Here is a 15,799-nt window from a genome sequence, read left to right on the forward strand (position 1 = left end):
TCCGGGGGGCGGCCCGTAGCCGGGCGGCGGGGGCGGCGTGCCGTACGGCTCGCCCGGGGTGCCTGGATACTCGGGAGGCTGGCTCATTTTCGTCCTCGCTGTCGGATCCGCGTTGCGGGGCACACGCTCGCACAGGGCATCCCGGAACTTAGCAAAGAAGAGGTCCACACGCCCGGGTGACGCGCACTGCCCGCGCCCGTCGGTGTCGCGTGGTATGCCTGGACCGTGTCCGACGGCCTGTTCGACGTGCCCGGCGCCGTCCCGCCGCCGGGTGACTCGGGGCTGAGTGCGCCGCCCGGTGCGCCCCTGGCGGTACGGATGCGCCCGGCCACGCTGGACGAGGTCGTCGGGCAGGACCACCTGCTGGCGCCGGGCTCCCCGCTGCGCCGCCTGGTGGAAGGCTCGGGCATCGCGTCGGCCATCCTCTACGGTCCGCCCGGCAGCGGCAAGACCACCCTGGCGTCGCTGATCTCGACGGCGACCGGGCGGCGGTTCGAGGCGCTGTCGGCGCTGTCGGCCGGCGTCAAAGACGTCCGCGCCGTCATCGACGTCGCCCGCAAGGCGCTGTTGGCCGGCCAGCAGACGGTGTTGTTCATCGACGAGGTGCACCGGTTCTCCAAGACCCAGCAGGACGCGTTGCTGTCGGCGGTGGAGAACCGGGTGGTGCTGCTGGTGGCCGCGACCACCGAGAATCCCAGCTTCTCGGTGGTCGCGCCGCTGCTGTCGCGGTCGCTGATCCTGCAGTTGCGGCCGTTGACGGCCGACGACGTCCGCACCGTCGTGCGGCGGGCCATCGACGACGAACGCGGACTGGGCGGGCGGGTCGCGGTGACGCCCGAGGCCGTCGAGCTGCTGGTGCAACTGGCCGCCGGCGACGCCCGGCGCGCCCTGACGGCGCTGGAGGTGGCTGCCGAGGCGACCGACCAGGTCACCGTCGCCGTCATCGAGCAGTCCCTGGACAAGGCGGCGGTGCGCTACGACCGCGACGGTGACCAGCATTACGACGTCATCAGCGCCTTCATCAAGTCGGTGCGTGGCTCCGACGTCGACGCGGCGCTGCACTACCTGGCCCGCATGCTGGTCGCGGGCGAGGACCCGCGGTTCATCGCGCGCCGGCTGATGATCCTGGCCAGTGAGGATGTCGGCATGGCGGACTCGAACGCGTTGCGGGTGGCCGTCGCCGCCGCGCAGACCGTGGCGCTGATCGGCATGCCCGAGGCCCAGCTGACCCTGGCGCACTGCACGATCTATTTGGCCAGCGCGCCGAAGTCCAACGCGGTGACCACCGCGCTGGCGGCGGCCATGGACGACATCAGGTCCGGCAAGGCCGGCCTGGTGCCCGCCCACCTGCGCGACGGCCACTACTCCGGTGCCGCCGCGCTGGGCAACGCCCAGGGCTACCGGTACGCGCACGACGACCCCGACGGCGTTGTCGCGCAGCAGTATCCGCCCGACGAGCTGGTGGGCGTGGACTACTACCGGCCGACCGGCCGCGGCGCCGAGCGGGAGATGGCCGGCCGGCTGGAGCGGCTGCGGGCCATCATTCGGCGGCGCCGCTAGACCAGCTCGGGCACCCGCAGGTGCGCGATCGCCAGCTCGAACTCGGCGACGTCGATCACCTCGGCGCCCAGGTCGCGGACCCGCTTGCTGCGCAGCTCGCTGGCCCGGTCGCGGTTGCGGGCCAGCGCCCGGCTACGGCGCACCCCCACCCGGCTACGGGCCGCCGCCCGGCTACGGCGCCCCGCCGAGCTCGGGGCTGCGCATCGGCGACGCGTTCGGCTGGGCCTGGAACGTCTTCAGCAAGAACGCCGTGACGCTGATCGTGCCCGCCCTGGTCTACGTCCTACTGATCGGCGCGGCCTCCGGGCTCCTGACGGCCAGCCAGAACTACACCACCGACGCGTCGAACTCCGACGACTACAGCATCGCCTTCACCACCAACCTCACCGGCGCCGGCCTCGGGCTGCTGACCCTGGGCTATCTGATCGCTTTCCTGGTGGAGGCGTTCGCCCAGTCGGCGTTCCTGTCCGGCTGCCTCGATCTCGCCGACGGCCGCCCCGTAACCATCGGGTCGTTCTTCAGGCCGCGCAATTTCGGTGCGGTGTTCCTGGCCGCGCTGCTGGTGGGCTTCCTCACGTCGCTCGCGTCGGCGCTGTGTTTCCTCCCCGGCCTGATCCTGGGCATCTTCACCCAGTTCACCGTGCTGTTCGTGCTCGATCGCTCCGACTCGGCGCTCAAGGGCTTCACGTCGAGCTTCTCGCTGGCCGGGAAGAACTTCGGCAGCGCCCTGCTGCTGCTGGTGGTCGAGGTCGCGGTCCTGCTCATCGGCGCGCTCGCGTGCTTCCTCGGCCTGGTGGTCGCGGTTCCCCTCGCGGCCCTGATCCTCACCTACGCCTTCCGCAAGCTCACCGGCGGCAACGTCGCTCCCGCGCAGCCGCAGGGACATCACCCCGGGCAGCCCGCCTAGCGCCGGACGTATTGCGGCGCGCGCAGCCACAATTGCGCCGCGCTGCGGCGTGCTGGCGGGTGTGATGGGATCAGCGGTTATGAGCATCAAAGTTGCGCTGGAGCACCGCACCAGCTACACCTTTGACCAGCTGGTCCGGGTCTTCCCGCACGTCGTGCGGCTGCGCCCGGCGCCCCACACCCGCACGCCCATCGAGGCGTATTCGCTGCGCATCGACCCCGACGAGCACTTCATCAACTGGCAACAGGACGCGCTCGGCAATTTTCTTGCCCGCCTGGTGTTTCCGTCCCCCATGCGGCGGCTGTCCATCACCGTCGGGCTGATCGCCGACCTCAAGGTGATCAACCCGTTCGACTTCTTCATCGAGGACTGGGCCGAGACCTGGACCCCCTCGGGCGGCCGCGGCGGTGTGACCTACCCGCCGGAGCTGGCCGCCGACCTCGAGCCCTACCTGCGGCCCGTCGACGAGTCCGGGCCCGGGTCGGGCCCCGGCAAGGTGGTGCGGACCTGGGTCGAGAACTTCTCCGTGCCCGCCGGCACCCGCACCATCGACATGCTCGTCGGCCTCAACCACGCCATCAACGCCGACGTGACGTACAGCGTGCGCATGGAACCCGGTGTGCAGACACCGGATTACACGCTGCGCAGCGGCATCGGCTCGTGCCGGGACTCGGCGTGGCTGCTGGTGTCGATCCTGCGGCAACTGGGGCTGGCGGCCCGGTTCGTGTCCGGCTACCTGGTGCAGCTCGCCTCCGACATCGAGGCCCTCGACGGGCCGTCCGGGCCGGCCGCCGACTTCACCGACCTGCACGCCTGGACCGAGGTGTACATCCCGGGCGCCGGGTGGATCGGGCTGGATCCGACGTCGGGCCTGTTCGCCGGCGAGGGCCACATCCCGTTGGCGGCCACGCCGCATCCGGCCTCCGCGGCGCCCATCAGCGGCGGCACCGAACCGTGCACGTCGGTCCTGGAGTTCTCCAACACCGTCACCCGCGTGCACGAGGACCCGCGCGTCACCCTGCCCTACGGCGACGACGCCTGGCGGGCCATCTGCGCGGTGGGCCAGGCCGTCGACGAGCGGCTGACCGCCGCCGACGTGCGGCTCACCGTCGGCGGCGAGCCGACCTTCGTCTCGGTGGACGACCAGGTCGGCGAGGAGTGGACCACCGCCGCCGACGGCCCGCACAAGCGCGAGCGCGCGTCCGACCTGGCCGCCCGCCTGAAGGCTGCGTGGGCCCCGACGGGGCTGATCCAACGCGGCCAGGGCCGCTGGTATCCCGGAGAACCGTTGCCGCGCTGGCAGATCGCCCTGCTCTGGCGCGCCGACGGCCGGCCGCTGTGGACCGACGAGGCGCTACTGGCCGACCCGTGGACCCCCGGAGCCACGAGCCCCGCCGACGACGGGGCCGCGCAGCAGCTGCTCGCCGGGATCGCCGACGGGCTGGGCCTGCCGCCGACGCAGGTGCGGCCCGCCTACGAGGACCCGCTGCACCGGTTGGCGACCAAAGTGCGCCAGCCCGAAGGACTTCCGGTGGAGCCCGACGACGACCTGGCAGTCGACTCCCCCGCGGGCCGCGCGGCACTGCTGGCCCGGCTGGACGAGTCCGTCAACACGCCGGCGGCGTACGTGCTGCCCCTGCACCGGCGCGAGGACGACCTGGGCTGGGCCAGCGCCGACTGGCGGTTGCGCCGCGGCCGCATCGTGTTGCTGCCCGGGGACTCCCCGGCGGGGCTGCGGTTGCCGCTGGACGCGATCAGCTGGCGGCCGCCGCGGCCGTCCTTCGACGCCGACCCGCTGGCCGTCGGCGACACGCTGGCCGAACAACCGGAGGCAGCGGGCGACGCGGTGCTGGACGACGACGCCGCCGCGCCGCCCACCGCGATGGTCGCCGAGATCCGCGACGGCGTGCTGTATGCGTTCCTGCCGCCGACCGAGGCGCTCGAGCACTTCGTCGACCTGATCGCCCGCACCGAGGCCGCGGCCGCGAAGGCCAACTGCCCGTTGGTGATCGAGGGCTACGGGCCGCCGCCGGACCCGCGGCTGCGCTCGACGACGATCACGCCCGACCCGGGTGTCATCGAGGTCAACGTGGCGCCCACCGCCAGCTTCGCCGAGCAGAGCCAGCAGCTGGAAACGCTGTACGCGCAGGCCCGCCTGGCCCGGCTGTCCACGGAGTCGTTCGACATCGACGGCACCCACGGCGGCACCGGGGGCGGCAACCACATCACCCTGGGCGGCGTGACCCCCGCGGACTCGCCGCTGCTGCGGCGCCCGGACCTGCTGGTGTCGCTGCTGACCTACTGGCAGCGCCACCCGTCGCTGTCCTACCTGTTCGCCGGCCGCTTCGTGGGCACCACCTCCCAGGCGCCGCGGGTCGACGAGGGCCGCGCCGAGGCCCTCTACGAGCTGGAGATCGCGTTCGCCGAGATCGCCCGGCTGGGCGGCGGCGGCCTGAAAAGCGAAGCGAAACCGTGGGTTACCGACCGCGCGCTGCGCCACCTGCTCACCGACCTCACCGGCAACACCCACCGCGCCGAGTTCTGCATCGACAAGCTCTACAGTCCGGACAGCCCCCGCGGCCGGCTCGGCCTGCTGGAGCTGCGGGGCTTCGAGATGCCGCCGCACCTGCGGATGGCGATGGTGCAGTCGCTGCTCGTACGGTCTTTGGTCGCGTGGTTCTGGGAGCAACCGCTGCGCGCCCCGCTGATCCGCCACGGCGCCAACCTGCACGGGCGATACCTGCTGCCGCACTTTTTGATTCACGACATCGCCGACGTGGCCGCGGACCTGCGCGCGCAGGGCATCGCGTTCGAGACCAGCTGGTTGGACCCGTTCACCGAATTCCGCTTCCCGCGCATCGGCACCGCGGTGTTCGACGGGGTGGAGATCGAGCTGCGCGGCGCCATCGAGCCGTGGACCACGCTGGGCGAGGAGTCCACCGCGACGGGCACCGCCCGCTACGTCGACTCGTCGGTCGAGCGGGTGCAGGTCCGCATCATCGGCGCGGACCGGCACCGCTACGTGGTGACGGCCAACGGTTACCCGGTGCCGCTGCTGGCCACCGACAACCCCGACATCCACGTCGGCGGCGTGCGGTTCAAGGCCTGGCAGCCGCCCAGCGCGCTGCACCCGACGATCTCGACGGACGTGCCGCTGCAGTTCGAGCTGATCGACCTGACCTCGGGCACCTCGCGCGGGGGTTGCACCTACCACGTCGCACACCCCGGCGGGCGCAGTTACGAGGAGCCCCCGGTGAACGCCGTCGAGGCCGAGGCGCGCCGCGCGCGCCGCTTCGAGGCCACCGGCTTCACCCCCGGCAAGCTCGACCTGTCCGACCTCCGGGAGAAGCAGGCCCGGATCTCCACCGACATCGGCGCGCCGGGCATCCTCGACCTGCGCCGCGTGCGTACCGTGCAGCGGTAATGGCGGTAGCGGACATGACATTCGGCGGACCGCCGGCGGCGACGGGCACCGTCGGCGACCGGTACGACGCCGACCGCCTGCTGGCCGGGTACCGGGCCGCGCGCGCCCAGGAGGCGCTGTTCGACCTGCGGCACGGGCCCGCCATCGGCTACGACGAATTCGTCGACCGCGACGGCAACGTGCGCCCGGCGTGGGCGGAGCTGGCCGACGCGATCGCCGAGCGCGGCCGGGCCGGGCTCGACCGGCTGCGCTCGGTGGTGCACAGCCTCATCGACAACGACGGCATCACCTACACCGACGTCGGTTCCGGCGGCGAGGGCAAGGCCCCCGGGGTCGAGCCGCGACCGTGGAGCCTGGACACCCTGCCGATCGTGCTGGCGGCGGCGGACTGGGACGTGTTGGAAGCCGGGCTGATTCAGCGGTCGCGGCTGCTCGACGCCGTGCTCGCCGACCTGTACGGGCCGCGCACCCTGCTCACCGAGGGCATCCTGCCGCCGGAGCTGCTGTTCGCCCATCCCGGCTACGTGCGCGCGGCCAGCGGCATCGACGTGCCCGGGCACCACCAGCTGTTCATGCACGGCTGCGACGTGAGCCGCCAGCCCGACGCCACCTTCCAGGTGAACGCCGACTGGACGCAGGCGCCGTCGGGCGCCGGCTACGCGCTGGCCGACCGGCGCGTCGTCGCGCACTCGATCCCGGACCTCTACGAGCGCATCGCGCCGCGCCCCACCACACCGTTCGCGCAGGCGCTGCGGCTGGCGCTCATCGACGCGGCGCCCGACGTCGCCCAGGACCCGGTGGTGGTGGTGCTCACCCCCGGCATCTATTCCGAAACCGCCTTCGACCAAGCCTATTTGGCGACCTTGCTGGGTTTCCCGCTGGTGGAGAGCGCGGACCTGGTGGTCCGCGACGGCAAGCTGTGGATGCGCTCGCTGGGCACCCTCAAACGCGTCGACGTGGTGCTGCGCCGGGTCGACGCCGACTACTCCGACCCCCTGGACCTGCGCGCCGACTCGCGGCTGGGCGTGGTGGGCCTGGTCGAGGCGGTACACCGCGGGACGGTGACCGTGGTCAACACGCTGGGCAGCGGCGTCCTGGAAAACCCTGGGCTGCTGCGGTTTTTGCCGCGCATGGCCGAGCACCTGCTGGCCGAGGAACCGCTGCTGTACAGCGCGCCGGTCTACTGGGGCGGCGTCGCGGCGGAACGCTCGCACCTGCTGGCCAACCTGTCGTCGTTGCTGGTGAAGTCGACCGTCGGCGAGCAGACCCTGGTGGGCCCGACGCTGTCGTCGCGCCAGCTGACGCACCTGGCGGCGCGAATCGAAAAGGCGCCGTGGCAGTGGATCGGACAGGAACTGCCGCAGTTCTCCTCGGCGCCCACCGACCACGCCGGCGTGTTGGCCTCGGCCGGCGTGGGGATGCGGTTGTTCACGGTGGCGCAGCGCGGCGGTTACGCGCCGATGATCGGCGGCATCGGCTACGTGCTGGCGCCCGGACCGGCGGCGTACACGATGAAAACCACTGCCGCCAAAGACGTGTGGGTGCGCCCGACGGAGCGTGCGCGGGCCGAGACCGTGGGCCTGCCGTCGCCCGCCGCGCCGGCCAAGACGGCCGCGGGCACCTGGGGTGTCAGCTCCCCGCGCGTGCTGTCCGACCTGTTCTGGATCGGCCGGTACGGCGAACGCGCCGAGAGCATGGCGCGGCTACTCATCGTGACCCGCGACCGCTTCCACGTCTACCGGCACCACCAGGACAGCGAGGAGAGCGAATGCGTGCCGGTGCTGCTGGCCGCGCTCGGCGGCATCACGGGCACCGACACCGCGGTCGACGGCGGCAGCGACGCCGCCGAGATGATCGCCGTGGCGCCCTCGACGCTGTGGTCGCTGACCGTGGACCCCGGCCGCCCGGGCTCGCTGGTGGGGTCCGTGGAGGGTCTGGCGCTGGCGGCGCGGGCCGTGCGCGACCAGATGTCCAACGACACCTGGATGGTGCTGGCGGGGGTCGAGCGGGCGCTGGCGCAGCCGTGCGAACCGCCGGACTCCCTGGCCGAGGCCGACGCCCGCCTCGCCGCCGCGCAGTCCCAGACGCTGGCCGGCATGCTGACCCTGTCCGGGGTGGCCGGGGAGTCGATGGTGCGCGACGTCGGATGGACGGTGATGGACATCGGCAAGCGCATCGAGCGGGGCCTGTGGCTGACCGCGCTGCTGGAGGCCACCCTCGCCGTCGTGCGCGGCGCGGCCGCCGAACAGACCATCATCGAGGCGGCGCTGGTGGCGTGCGAGTCCTCGGTGAGCTACCGGCGCCGCACCGTCGGCACGTTCAGCGTCGCCGCGGTCGCGGAGCTGATGCTGTTCGACGCGCAGAACCCGCGGTCGCTGCTCTACCAGGTGGAGCGGTTGCGCGCCGACCTCAAGGACCTGCCGGGAGCGTCGGGATCGTCACGACCGGAGCGGTTGGTCGAAGAGATCGGCACGCTGCTGCGCCGCTCGGTGCCCGCGCAGCTCGAGGCCGTCAGCGACGACGGGCGCCGCGCGGACCTCGCGGAACTGCTCGGCTCGGTGCACGCCGAACTGCGCGACCTGGCCGAGGTGATCACCACCACGCAGCTGGCCCTGCCGGGCGGCATGCAGCCGCTGTGGGGTCCCGACGAGCGCCGGGTGATGCCCGCTTGACGGGCCTAGCTCGCGACGGTCGCCGGTCCCCGGGCCTCGGCGGTCACCTCGTCGACCACGGTGTGGATGAACTGCATCTTCTCCAACACCTTGACCGGCAGCACGAACGGATACAGGTCGTCGTGACCCATCGACCGGTTCACCATGTTCAGCGACCAGGACAGCGGTAGCCACATGTCGATGATCGTCTGAAAAGCGCTGGGGCCCAACGACGGCCGGTCGAAGGTCGCCGACGCCGAGGCGAAGCCGCACCAGGCCGAGGTGTCCAGCGTGTCGCGGATGTGCAGGTAGTGGGCGAAGGTCTCCGCCCAGTCCTCGGCGGCGTGCATGGTGGCGTAGGACGAGACGAAGTCCTCCTGCCAATCGTCGGGCGGGCCGTCGTTGTAGTGCCGGTCCAGCGCGGCTTGGTAGTCGGCGTCGGGGTCGCCGAACAACTCCTTGAACCGGGCTACGTACTGCTGCGACGGCGCGACCAGCCGGTAGTAGTAGTAGTGCCCGATCTCGTGCCGGAAGTGCCCCAGCAGGGTTCGGTACGGCTCGTCCATCTCCACGCGCAGCTGCTCGCGGTGGACGTCGTCACCCTCGGCCAGGTCCAGGGTGATCACGCCGTTGTCGTGCCCGGTGAACACCTTCTCCTGGGCGCTGGATAGCAGGTGAAACGCCAAGCCCTGCTCGGGATCCTGGTCGCGCCCGATGATCGGCAGCTTCAGCTCGTGCAGCTCGACGATCAACCGGCGCTTGGCCGCCTCGGCCCGGGCGAACTCCGCCAGGCCGGCGGTGTCGGCGTCGTTGGGCCGGATGGTGGTGAGCGCGCACGACTCGCACAACCTGCCGTAGTCGTTCTTGGGCACCAGCCAATTGCATTCGGCCAGACGAAGATTCGCGCACAGCTGATACTCGGAGGCGCTGACGAAGCCGGCGTGTTCGGACTGGTCCTCGTCGGAGATCACCAGCAGGGCCATCTGGTTGAGCGAAAACCCCAACGCGCTACCGCAATTCAGGCAGGCCGAGTTCTCGAACGTCAACCGCTGGCCGCAGTTGGGGCAATGGAAGTCACGCATGAAGCACGTCCCCTTCGAAGGGCACCACGTCGACGGCGACATCGATGACGCTGCGTTCGGAGTTGGTGTAAATGATGCCGCGCAGCGGCGGAACGTCCGCGTAGTCGCGGCCACGGCCCACGATGATGTACCGCTCGTCGACCAGCTGGTCGTTGGTGGGGTCGAGCCCCAACCACTCGAACTGGCCGGGCTCCGCGGGAGTCCACACTGCCGCCCACGCGTGGGTGGCGTCGATGCCGATCATCCGATCCTTTCCGGGAGGCGGGTCGGTGGCCAGATAACCGGACACGTAACTGGCCGCGAGCCCGTTGGCTCGCAGGCAGGCGATCGCCAGCCTTGCAAAGTCCTGGCATACCCCCTCGCGCGCCTGCAGAACCTCTTTTACCCCGGTGGAAATCGTTGTCGACCCCGAGCGATAGGTGAAGTCGGTGAAGATGCGCGAGGTGAGGTCGCGCAGCACCTCGACCAGCGGCCGCCCCGGGACGAAGCTGGGCGCCGCGTAGTCGCGGACCTCGTCGGTGATCTCCGGCGGCCGCAGGTCGAGGGTGAACTCGGCGGCCAGCGCGCCGGCCGGCCCCGACGGGCGGGCGGCCTCCCACGGCCGCATCGCCGGACCGTCGGTGTAGCGGCCGGGCGCCGGGGGGAACACGTCGACGATGGAGTCGCTGGTGATCGTCAGCGCGCGGTGCGGCTCGGTGATGTGGAAGTACGAGCTGACGTTGCCGAAAATGTCCTCGCTGGTCGAGCTGTCGCTGGGGGCGGGGTCGATGGTGAGCGCGTGGGCCACGCAGCGCTGGCGCAGCGAGTCCCGGGGCGTCAGGAACCCGCGGCCATAGGAGCTGGTCACCACGTCGGAGTAGCGGTACTGGGTGCGGTGGGTGACTCGATGGCGGCGAGCGGCCCGGACCTCTTCGGCTGGCACGGCGTCAGGCACGAAGCTGATCTCATCACACGTGGCCCGCGTTCGTCGGCCGCCGCGGCGGGTCGTTTGCTCGAACCGTCGCCACCGGCGTGACGGCGGGCGCACAATTGGGGGGTGGCCACCTGGGGCGATGTCGCCAGGATCGTCGGTGAGCTGGCGCTCACCTCCGAGCCGGCACCGCACGATTGGCGGGTCGGCAAGAAATTGCTGGCCTGGGAGCGGCCGCTGCGCCCGTCCGAGCGCGACGCGCTGGCGGCGGCCGGGGCCGCCGTGCCGGATGGCGACATCCTCGGTGTTCGCGTCTCCGACGAGGGCGTCAAGTTCGCGCTGATCGACGACGAGCCGGGCATCTACTTCACCACCCCGCACTTCGACGGCTATCCGGCGGTGCTGGTGAACCTGGCCGCGATCCCCGCCCGCGACCTCGAGGAGCTGATCACCGAGGCGTGGCTGACGCAGGCCCCGCGCAAGCTGGTCCAGGAGTTCCTCAGCTGAGGCGCAGGTCGATGACCCGCTGCAGGTCGTCGATGCAGGCCGCCACGGCGTCGGCGAGCAGCACGTCGGGCTTCTCCCGCGCGCCGGACTGCAACTCGCGCGCGAACTGACGCGCCGCGGCGGTGTACACGCCGGCGCCCGTCGGGTCGGTGTCGGCCAGCGCCGTGGCCGCCGCGAGGTCGAGCAGCGCGGCCTGCACCGGCTGCGCGAGCCGGTCGCACCCGTCGCCCGGCGGCACCGCCGCGCGGGCCAGCTGCAGGACCGACCCGGCCAGCATGGCGACGTGCACCGCCTGGTGATCGGCGGCCCGGACGGCGGCGCGCAGCCCCCAGCGCCGCGGCGCTACCCGGACCACCTGGCGGGCGGTGGTGCGCGCCTCGACGAGCCCGCCGAGCTGCGCGTGCACCCGGTCGACCGCCGACAGCGGCCAGTCGTGCGGGGCGCGGCGGCGCCCGGCGGCGACGTCGGCGCTGCGGGTCAAGACGCTGTGCAGCACCGCGAGCACGCCGACGCGCGCGCTGCGCAGCACCTGCAGCGGGTCGGCGGGAAACAGCACGACCGCGAAGACGATCGCCACCACCCCACCGATGAGCGCGTCGTCGATGCGTTCGAAGCCCACATTGGTGCGGTACAGGGCCAGCACCAGGATGGACGACACCACCGTCTGGTTGGCGAACATCATGCCCTGCCCGATGTAGCCGTGCCCGATGAACACCGCCGCGCACAGCGCCACGAACGCGGCGACCGCGATCGGCACGGCCCCCGAACTGAGCCAGCCTTGAACGAGGGTGCCCATGCCGATGCCCAGCGTGACGCCGATCATCATCTGCAGGGCCCGCTGGGCGCGCAGCACGTTGCTGGTCGAGAGCGACACCGCGGCGGCGATGGGGGCGAAGAACGGCTGCGGGTGGCCGAGCGCGTCGTGTGCCAAGTACCAGGACAGGCCCGCGGCGACGGAGGTCTGTACGAGGTTGAACCACACCACGCGCAGCCGCTTGGCGCCCGCTCGCGCGGCGGCGCCGGCCGACGAGGGCACCAGCCGCCGCGCGCGCCGCACCGGCTAGGTCCGCTGCAACTCGAACAGCGGAATCACCCGGGTGGTCTTGGCCTGGTACTCGGCGAAGACCGGGGCCTTCTCGGTGACCTTCGGCAGCACCTGCGCGCGCTCGTCGTCCGGCAGCTCACGCGCGGCCACGTCGAACGCCTCGGCGCCGACCTCGACGTGCGCCCGCGGGTTGGCCCGCAGGTTGTGCACCCACGCCGGGTCCTTCGGCGAGCCGCCGAACGACCCCAGGACGATGATCCTGCCGTCGACGTCGAAGTACGCCAACGGCGACAGCCGGGACTGCCCGGACTTGGCGCCCGTCGTCGTCAGCAGCAGCAGGTTGGCGTTCTCGAACTGACCGCCCACCTTGCCCCCGTTCGCGCGGAATTCCTCCGCGAGGGCCTGGTTGAACGCGTTGATGGTCTGGGTGTCAGGGGTTTCGGTCATGCCCCGTCAACCGCTTTGGGTTTGACGTCTATTCCGGATTCCTTGCGCTGCTGGGGGGTGATCGGTGCGGGCGCGTCGGTCAGCGGGTCGACGCCGCCGCCGGTCTTGGGGAAGGCGATCACCTCGCGGATGGAGTCCACCCCGGACAGCAGCGCGTTGATCCGGTCCCAGCCGAAGGCGATGCCACCGTGCGGCGGCGCACCGAAGGTGAAGGCCTCCAACAGGAATCCGAACTTCTCGGCGGCCTCGGCCTGGTCCAGTCCCATCACCGCGAACACCCGTTCCTGGACGTCGCGGCGGTGGATACGGATGGAGCCGCCGCCGATCTCGTTGCCGTTGCAGACGATGTCGTAGGCGTCGGCCAGCACGTTGCCGGTGTCGGATTCGATGGCATCCTCCTGGCCCGGCTTGGGTGAGGTGAACGCGTGATGCACGGCGGTCCAGGCGCCGGAGCCGACGGCCACGTCGCCGGCGGCGGTCGCGTCGTCGGCGGGCTCGAACAGCGGCGGGTCCACCACCCAGACGAACGCCCAGGCGTTCGGGTCGATGAGGTTCAGCCGGTGGGCGATCTCGCCGCGGGCCGCGCCCAGCAGAGCGCGCGACGGCTTCGGCGGCCCGGCCGAGAAGAAGATGCAGTCGCCCGGGCTCGCGCCGACATGAGCGGCCAGGCCGTCGCGTTCGGCGTCGGTCAGGTTCTTGGCGACCGGGCCGCTGAGCTCGCCTCCGGAAGCCTCGTCGCCGACCAGCACGTAGGCCAGCCCGCGGTGGCCGCGCTGCTTGGCCCACTCCTGCCAGCCGTCCAGCGTCCGGCGGGGCTGCGACGCGCCGCCGGGCATCACCACCGCACCCACGTACGGCGCCTGGAACACGCGAAAGGTGGTGTCGGAGAAGAATTCCGTGCAGTCGACCAGCTCCAGGCCGAAGCGCAGGTCGGGCTTGTCGGACCCGAAGCGGCGCATCGCGTCGGCGTAGCTGATGCGCGGCAGCGGCGTCGGGACGTCGTAGCCGATCAGCGCCCACAGCGCCGTCAGGATCTCCTCGGAGATGGCGATGATGTCCTCGGCGTCGACGAAGCTGAGCTCCATGTCGAGCTGGGTGAACTCCGGCTGCCGGTCGGCGCGGAAATCCTCGTCGCGGTAGCAGCGGGCGATCTGGTAGTAGCGCTCCATGCCCGCCACCATGAGCAGCTGCTTGAACAGCTGCGGGCTCTGCGGCAACGCGTAGAAGGAACCCGGGTGCAGCCGCGCCGGGACCAGGAAATCGCGCGCGCCCTCCGGCGTCGACCGGGTGATCGTCGGGGTCTCGATCTCGACGAAGTCGTGGCGCGCCAGCACCGCGCGGGCCGCCGCATTCACCTTGGAGCGCAACCGGATTGCCTGCGCCGGGCCGTCGCGCCGCAGGTCGAGGTAGCGGTACTTCAGCCGCAGCTCCTCCCCGGCGGGCTCGTCGAGCTGGAACGGCAGCGGCGCGCTCTCCCCCAGCACGGTCAGCGAGGCCGCGTTGACCTCAATGTCACCGGTCGCGATCTCGGGGTTGGCGTTGCCCTCTGGGCGGATCTCGACGACACCGGTGACCGCCACGCAGAACTCGGCCCGCAGCCGGTGTGCCTGCTCGAGGACATCCGCCTCCCGGAAGACCACCTGGGCGACGCCGGACGCGTCGCGCAGGTCGATGAAGATGACCCCGCCGTGGTCGCGGCGCCGAGCCACCCACCCCGCGAGCGTGACCTGCTGGCCGGCGTCGCTGCTTCTGAGCGAACCCGCGGCGTGGCTGCGCAGCACAAATACTCCTCTTTCCCGGGCTGATTGACTGACCAGTCTAAAGGGGTGGCCGGCGCCCCGATCCGGCGCCGTCCGCAGTCCAGCGCCGCGCCGCGTCCAGGTAACTTCGAACCATCGCCACGAACATCGCCCTCGTCGGTCCCGGCGCCGTCGGCACGACGGTCGCCGCGCTGCTGCACCGCGCCGGTCACCGGGTCCTGGTGTGCGGCCGCACGCCCCGCGACAGCATCGAGCTGCGGCCCGACGGTGCCGAACCGATCGTCGTGCCCGGACCGGTGTGCACCGATCCCGCTCAGGTGGGCGGCCCGGTGGACGTCGTGCTGTTGGCGGTCAAGGCCACCCAGACCGACGCGGCGGCCGGGTGGCTGGCCGCGCTCTGCGACGCCCACACCGTCGTCGTGGTGCTGCAGAACGGCGTCGAACAGGTCGAGCGGGTGGGCCCGCACTGCCCGGCGTCGCCCGTGCTGCCCGGCATCGTGTGGTATTCGGCCGAGACCCAACCCGAGGGGTGGGTGCGGCTGCGCAATGCGCCGTCGCTGGTGCTGCCCGACGGGTCCGCGGCGCAGCGCGTCGCCGAACTGTTGCGCGGCGCGGGCTGCCGGGTGGACTGCGACCCCGACTTCGTCACCGCGTCCTGGCGCAAGCTGTTGACCAACGCGTTGGCCGGCTTCATGGCGCTGTCCGGGCGGCGGTCCGGGATGTTCCGCCGCGACGACGTGGCCGCGCTGGCCCGCCGCTACGTCGCCGAATGCCTGACGGTGGCGCGGGCCGAGGGCGCCCGGCTGCCCGACGGCGTCGTCGACGAGGTGGTCGACCTGTTCGGCAACGCCCCGCAGGACATGGGCACCTCGATCCTGGCCGACCGGGAGCACCGGCGACCCATGGAGTGGGACATCCGCAACGGCGTGATCGCCCGCAAGGGCCGCGCCCACGGGCTGCCCACCCCGATCAGCGACGTCGTGGTGCCGTTATTGGCGGCGGCCGGCGACGGGCCAGGATAGATTCTTCCTAGCGCTGCCCTTGCCCCCCGACACCCCCAGGAGCGTGCGATGACCTTCAACGAGGGCATGCAGATCGACACCAGCACCGCCTCTTCGTCGGGCGGGGGCGGCATGGGGATGGCCGTCGGTGGCGGGGGCCTCGGGCTGCTGATCCTCATCGGAGCGCTGTTTTTGGGCATCGATCCCGGCAAGGTCACCACGCAGCAGCAGCCGGGCACCGGCGGCTACTCCGCGCCGGGCTTCGACCTGAGCCAGTGCAAGACCGGCGCCGACGCGAACAAGTACGTGCAGTGCCGCGTGGTCGCGACCGGCAACTCCGTGGACGCCGTCTGGCATCAGCTGATGCCGAGTTACACCCGCCCGCACGTCCGGCTGTTCACCGGCCGGGTCAACACCGGATGTGGGGCCGCGACCACAGCGGTGGGGCCGTTCTATTGCCCGGTCGACCAGACCGCGTACTTCGACACCGACTTCTTCCAGGAAA

At 71.6% G+C, this 15,799-nt stretch carries 13 protein-coding genes; 7 read left to right on the forward strand and 6 right to left on the reverse strand.

Annotated features, from left to right (window positions below; genetic code table 11):
* The first annotated feature begins 225 nt into the window (after nt 1-225).
* On the forward strand, nt 226-1,560 hold the full coding sequence (locus A5714_RS18450; protein ID WP_068287567.1) for a replication-associated recombination protein A: 1,335 nt from the start codon (nt 226-228) through the stop codon (nt 1,558-1,560).
* On the opposite strand, the gene A5714_RS26225 is transcribed toward A5714_RS18450, so the two are convergent.
* Entirely contained in the window at nt 1,557-1,703 is a 147-nt protein-coding gene (locus tag A5714_RS26225) for a hypothetical protein (protein ID WP_156747381.1), read from the reverse strand. The two genes, A5714_RS18450 and A5714_RS26225, sit on opposite strands and share 4 nt — an antisense overlap.
* A 107-nt stretch (nt 1,704-1,810) precedes the next feature.
* On the opposite strand from A5714_RS26225, the gene A5714_RS18455 reads away from it, so the two are divergent.
* The 3 genes from A5714_RS18455 (at nt 1,811) to A5714_RS18465 (ending at nt 8,563) form a co-directional block, all read left to right on the forward strand.
* Nucleotides 1,811-2,467, forward strand: coding sequence for a hypothetical protein (locus A5714_RS18455; RefSeq protein WP_068069193.1), 657 nt, complete (start codon nt 1,811-1,813; stop codon nt 2,465-2,467).
* Between the two features lie 79 nt (nt 2,468-2,546).
* Nucleotides 2,547-5,891, forward strand: coding sequence for a DUF2126 domain-containing protein (locus A5714_RS18460; RefSeq protein WP_068287569.1), 3,345 nt, complete (start codon nt 2,547-2,549; stop codon nt 5,889-5,891).
* A 14-nt stretch (nt 5,892-5,905) separates the two neighbouring features.
* Nucleotides 5,906-8,563 carry a circularly permuted type 2 ATP-grasp protein gene (locus tag A5714_RS18465; RefSeq protein WP_231975929.1) on the forward strand — a complete coding sequence of 886 codons (2,658 nt, stop codon included), beginning with the start codon at nt 5,906-5,908 and terminating at the stop codon, nt 8,561-8,563.
* Between the two features lie 5 nt (nt 8,564-8,568).
* Here the strand turns inward: A5714_RS18465 and A5714_RS18470 are convergent, their stop codons facing one another.
* Nucleotides 8,569-9,624, reverse strand: a complete 1,056-nt coding sequence (locus A5714_RS18470) for a putative zinc-binding metallopeptidase (protein ID WP_068069168.1) — start codon at nt 9,622-9,624, stop codon at nt 8,569-8,571.
* A complete protein-coding gene (locus A5714_RS18475) occupies nt 9,617-10,558 on the reverse strand; it encodes a transglutaminase family protein (protein ID WP_082959842.1) in 942 nt (313 codons plus the stop codon). The genes A5714_RS18470 and A5714_RS18475 overlap by 8 nt, the downstream gene beginning before the upstream one ends.
* A 102-nt stretch (nt 10,559-10,660) precedes the next feature.
* Here A5714_RS18475 and A5714_RS18480 point away from each other — a divergent pair, with 102 nt between their 5' ends.
* Nucleotides 10,661-11,041 carry an MmcQ/YjbR family DNA-binding protein gene (locus A5714_RS18480; RefSeq protein WP_068287574.1) on the forward strand — a complete coding sequence of 127 codons (381 nt, stop codon included), beginning with the start codon at nt 10,661-10,663 and terminating at the stop codon, nt 11,039-11,041.
* Here the strand turns inward: A5714_RS18480 and A5714_RS18485 are convergent.
* Genes A5714_RS18485 through aspS form a run of 3 tightly spaced genes read right to left on the reverse strand, consistent with a single transcriptional unit; the run spans nt 11,034 to nt 14,314 of the window.
* Nucleotides 11,034-12,098: an aromatic acid exporter family protein gene (locus A5714_RS18485; RefSeq protein WP_068287576.1), complete on the reverse strand. Its 1,065-nt coding sequence runs from the start codon at nt 12,096-12,098 to the stop codon at nt 11,034-11,036. The genes A5714_RS18480 and A5714_RS18485 overlap by 8 nt on opposite strands.
* 3 nt (nt 12,099-12,101) lie before the next feature.
* Nucleotides 12,102-12,533, reverse strand: coding sequence for a nitroreductase family deazaflavin-dependent oxidoreductase (locus tag A5714_RS18490; RefSeq protein ID WP_068069182.1), 432 nt, complete (start codon nt 12,531-12,533; stop codon nt 12,102-12,104).
* Complete coding sequence (gene aspS / locus A5714_RS18495; RefSeq protein WP_068287577.1) at nt 12,530-14,314, reverse strand: aspartate--tRNA ligase; 1,785 nt, start codon at nt 14,312-14,314, stop codon at nt 12,530-12,532. The genes A5714_RS18490 and aspS overlap by 4 nt, the downstream gene beginning before the upstream one ends.
* A 113-nt stretch (nt 14,315-14,427) precedes the next feature.
* On the opposite strand from aspS, the gene A5714_RS18500 reads away from it, so the two are divergent.
* Entirely contained in the window at nt 14,428-15,315 is an 888-nt protein-coding gene (locus A5714_RS18500) for an oxidoreductase (RefSeq protein ID WP_197513789.1), read from the forward strand.
* Between the two features lie 48 nt (nt 15,316-15,363).
* Nucleotides 15,364-15,799, forward strand: a 436-nt coding sequence (locus A5714_RS18505; RefSeq protein ID WP_197504154.1) for a neutral zinc metallopeptidase, incomplete at its 3' end; no start/stop codon positions are given.

This window comes from Mycobacterium sp. E2462 (genome assembly GCF_001672685.1).
Classification (GTDB): Bacteria; Actinomycetota; Actinomycetes; order Mycobacteriales; family Mycobacteriaceae; genus Mycobacterium.

Excerpts from the sequence above, each read along its gene's own strand:
- A5714_RS18460 (WP_068287569.1), top strand. The coding sequence starts at position 2,547 with ATGAGCATCAAAGTTGCGCTGGAGCACCGCACCAGCTACACCTTTGAC.
- A5714_RS18490 (WP_068069182.1), bottom strand. The coding sequence starts at position 12,533 with ATGACCGAAACCCCTGACACCCAGACCATCAACGCGTTCAACCAGGCC.
- A5714_RS18465 (WP_231975929.1), top strand. The coding sequence starts at position 5,906 with ATGACATTCGGCGGACCGCCGGCGGCGACGGGCACCGTCGGCGACCGG.
- A5714_RS18470 (WP_068069168.1), bottom strand. The coding sequence starts at position 9,624 with ATGCGTGACTTCCATTGCCCCAACTGCGGCCAGCGGTTGACGTTCGAG.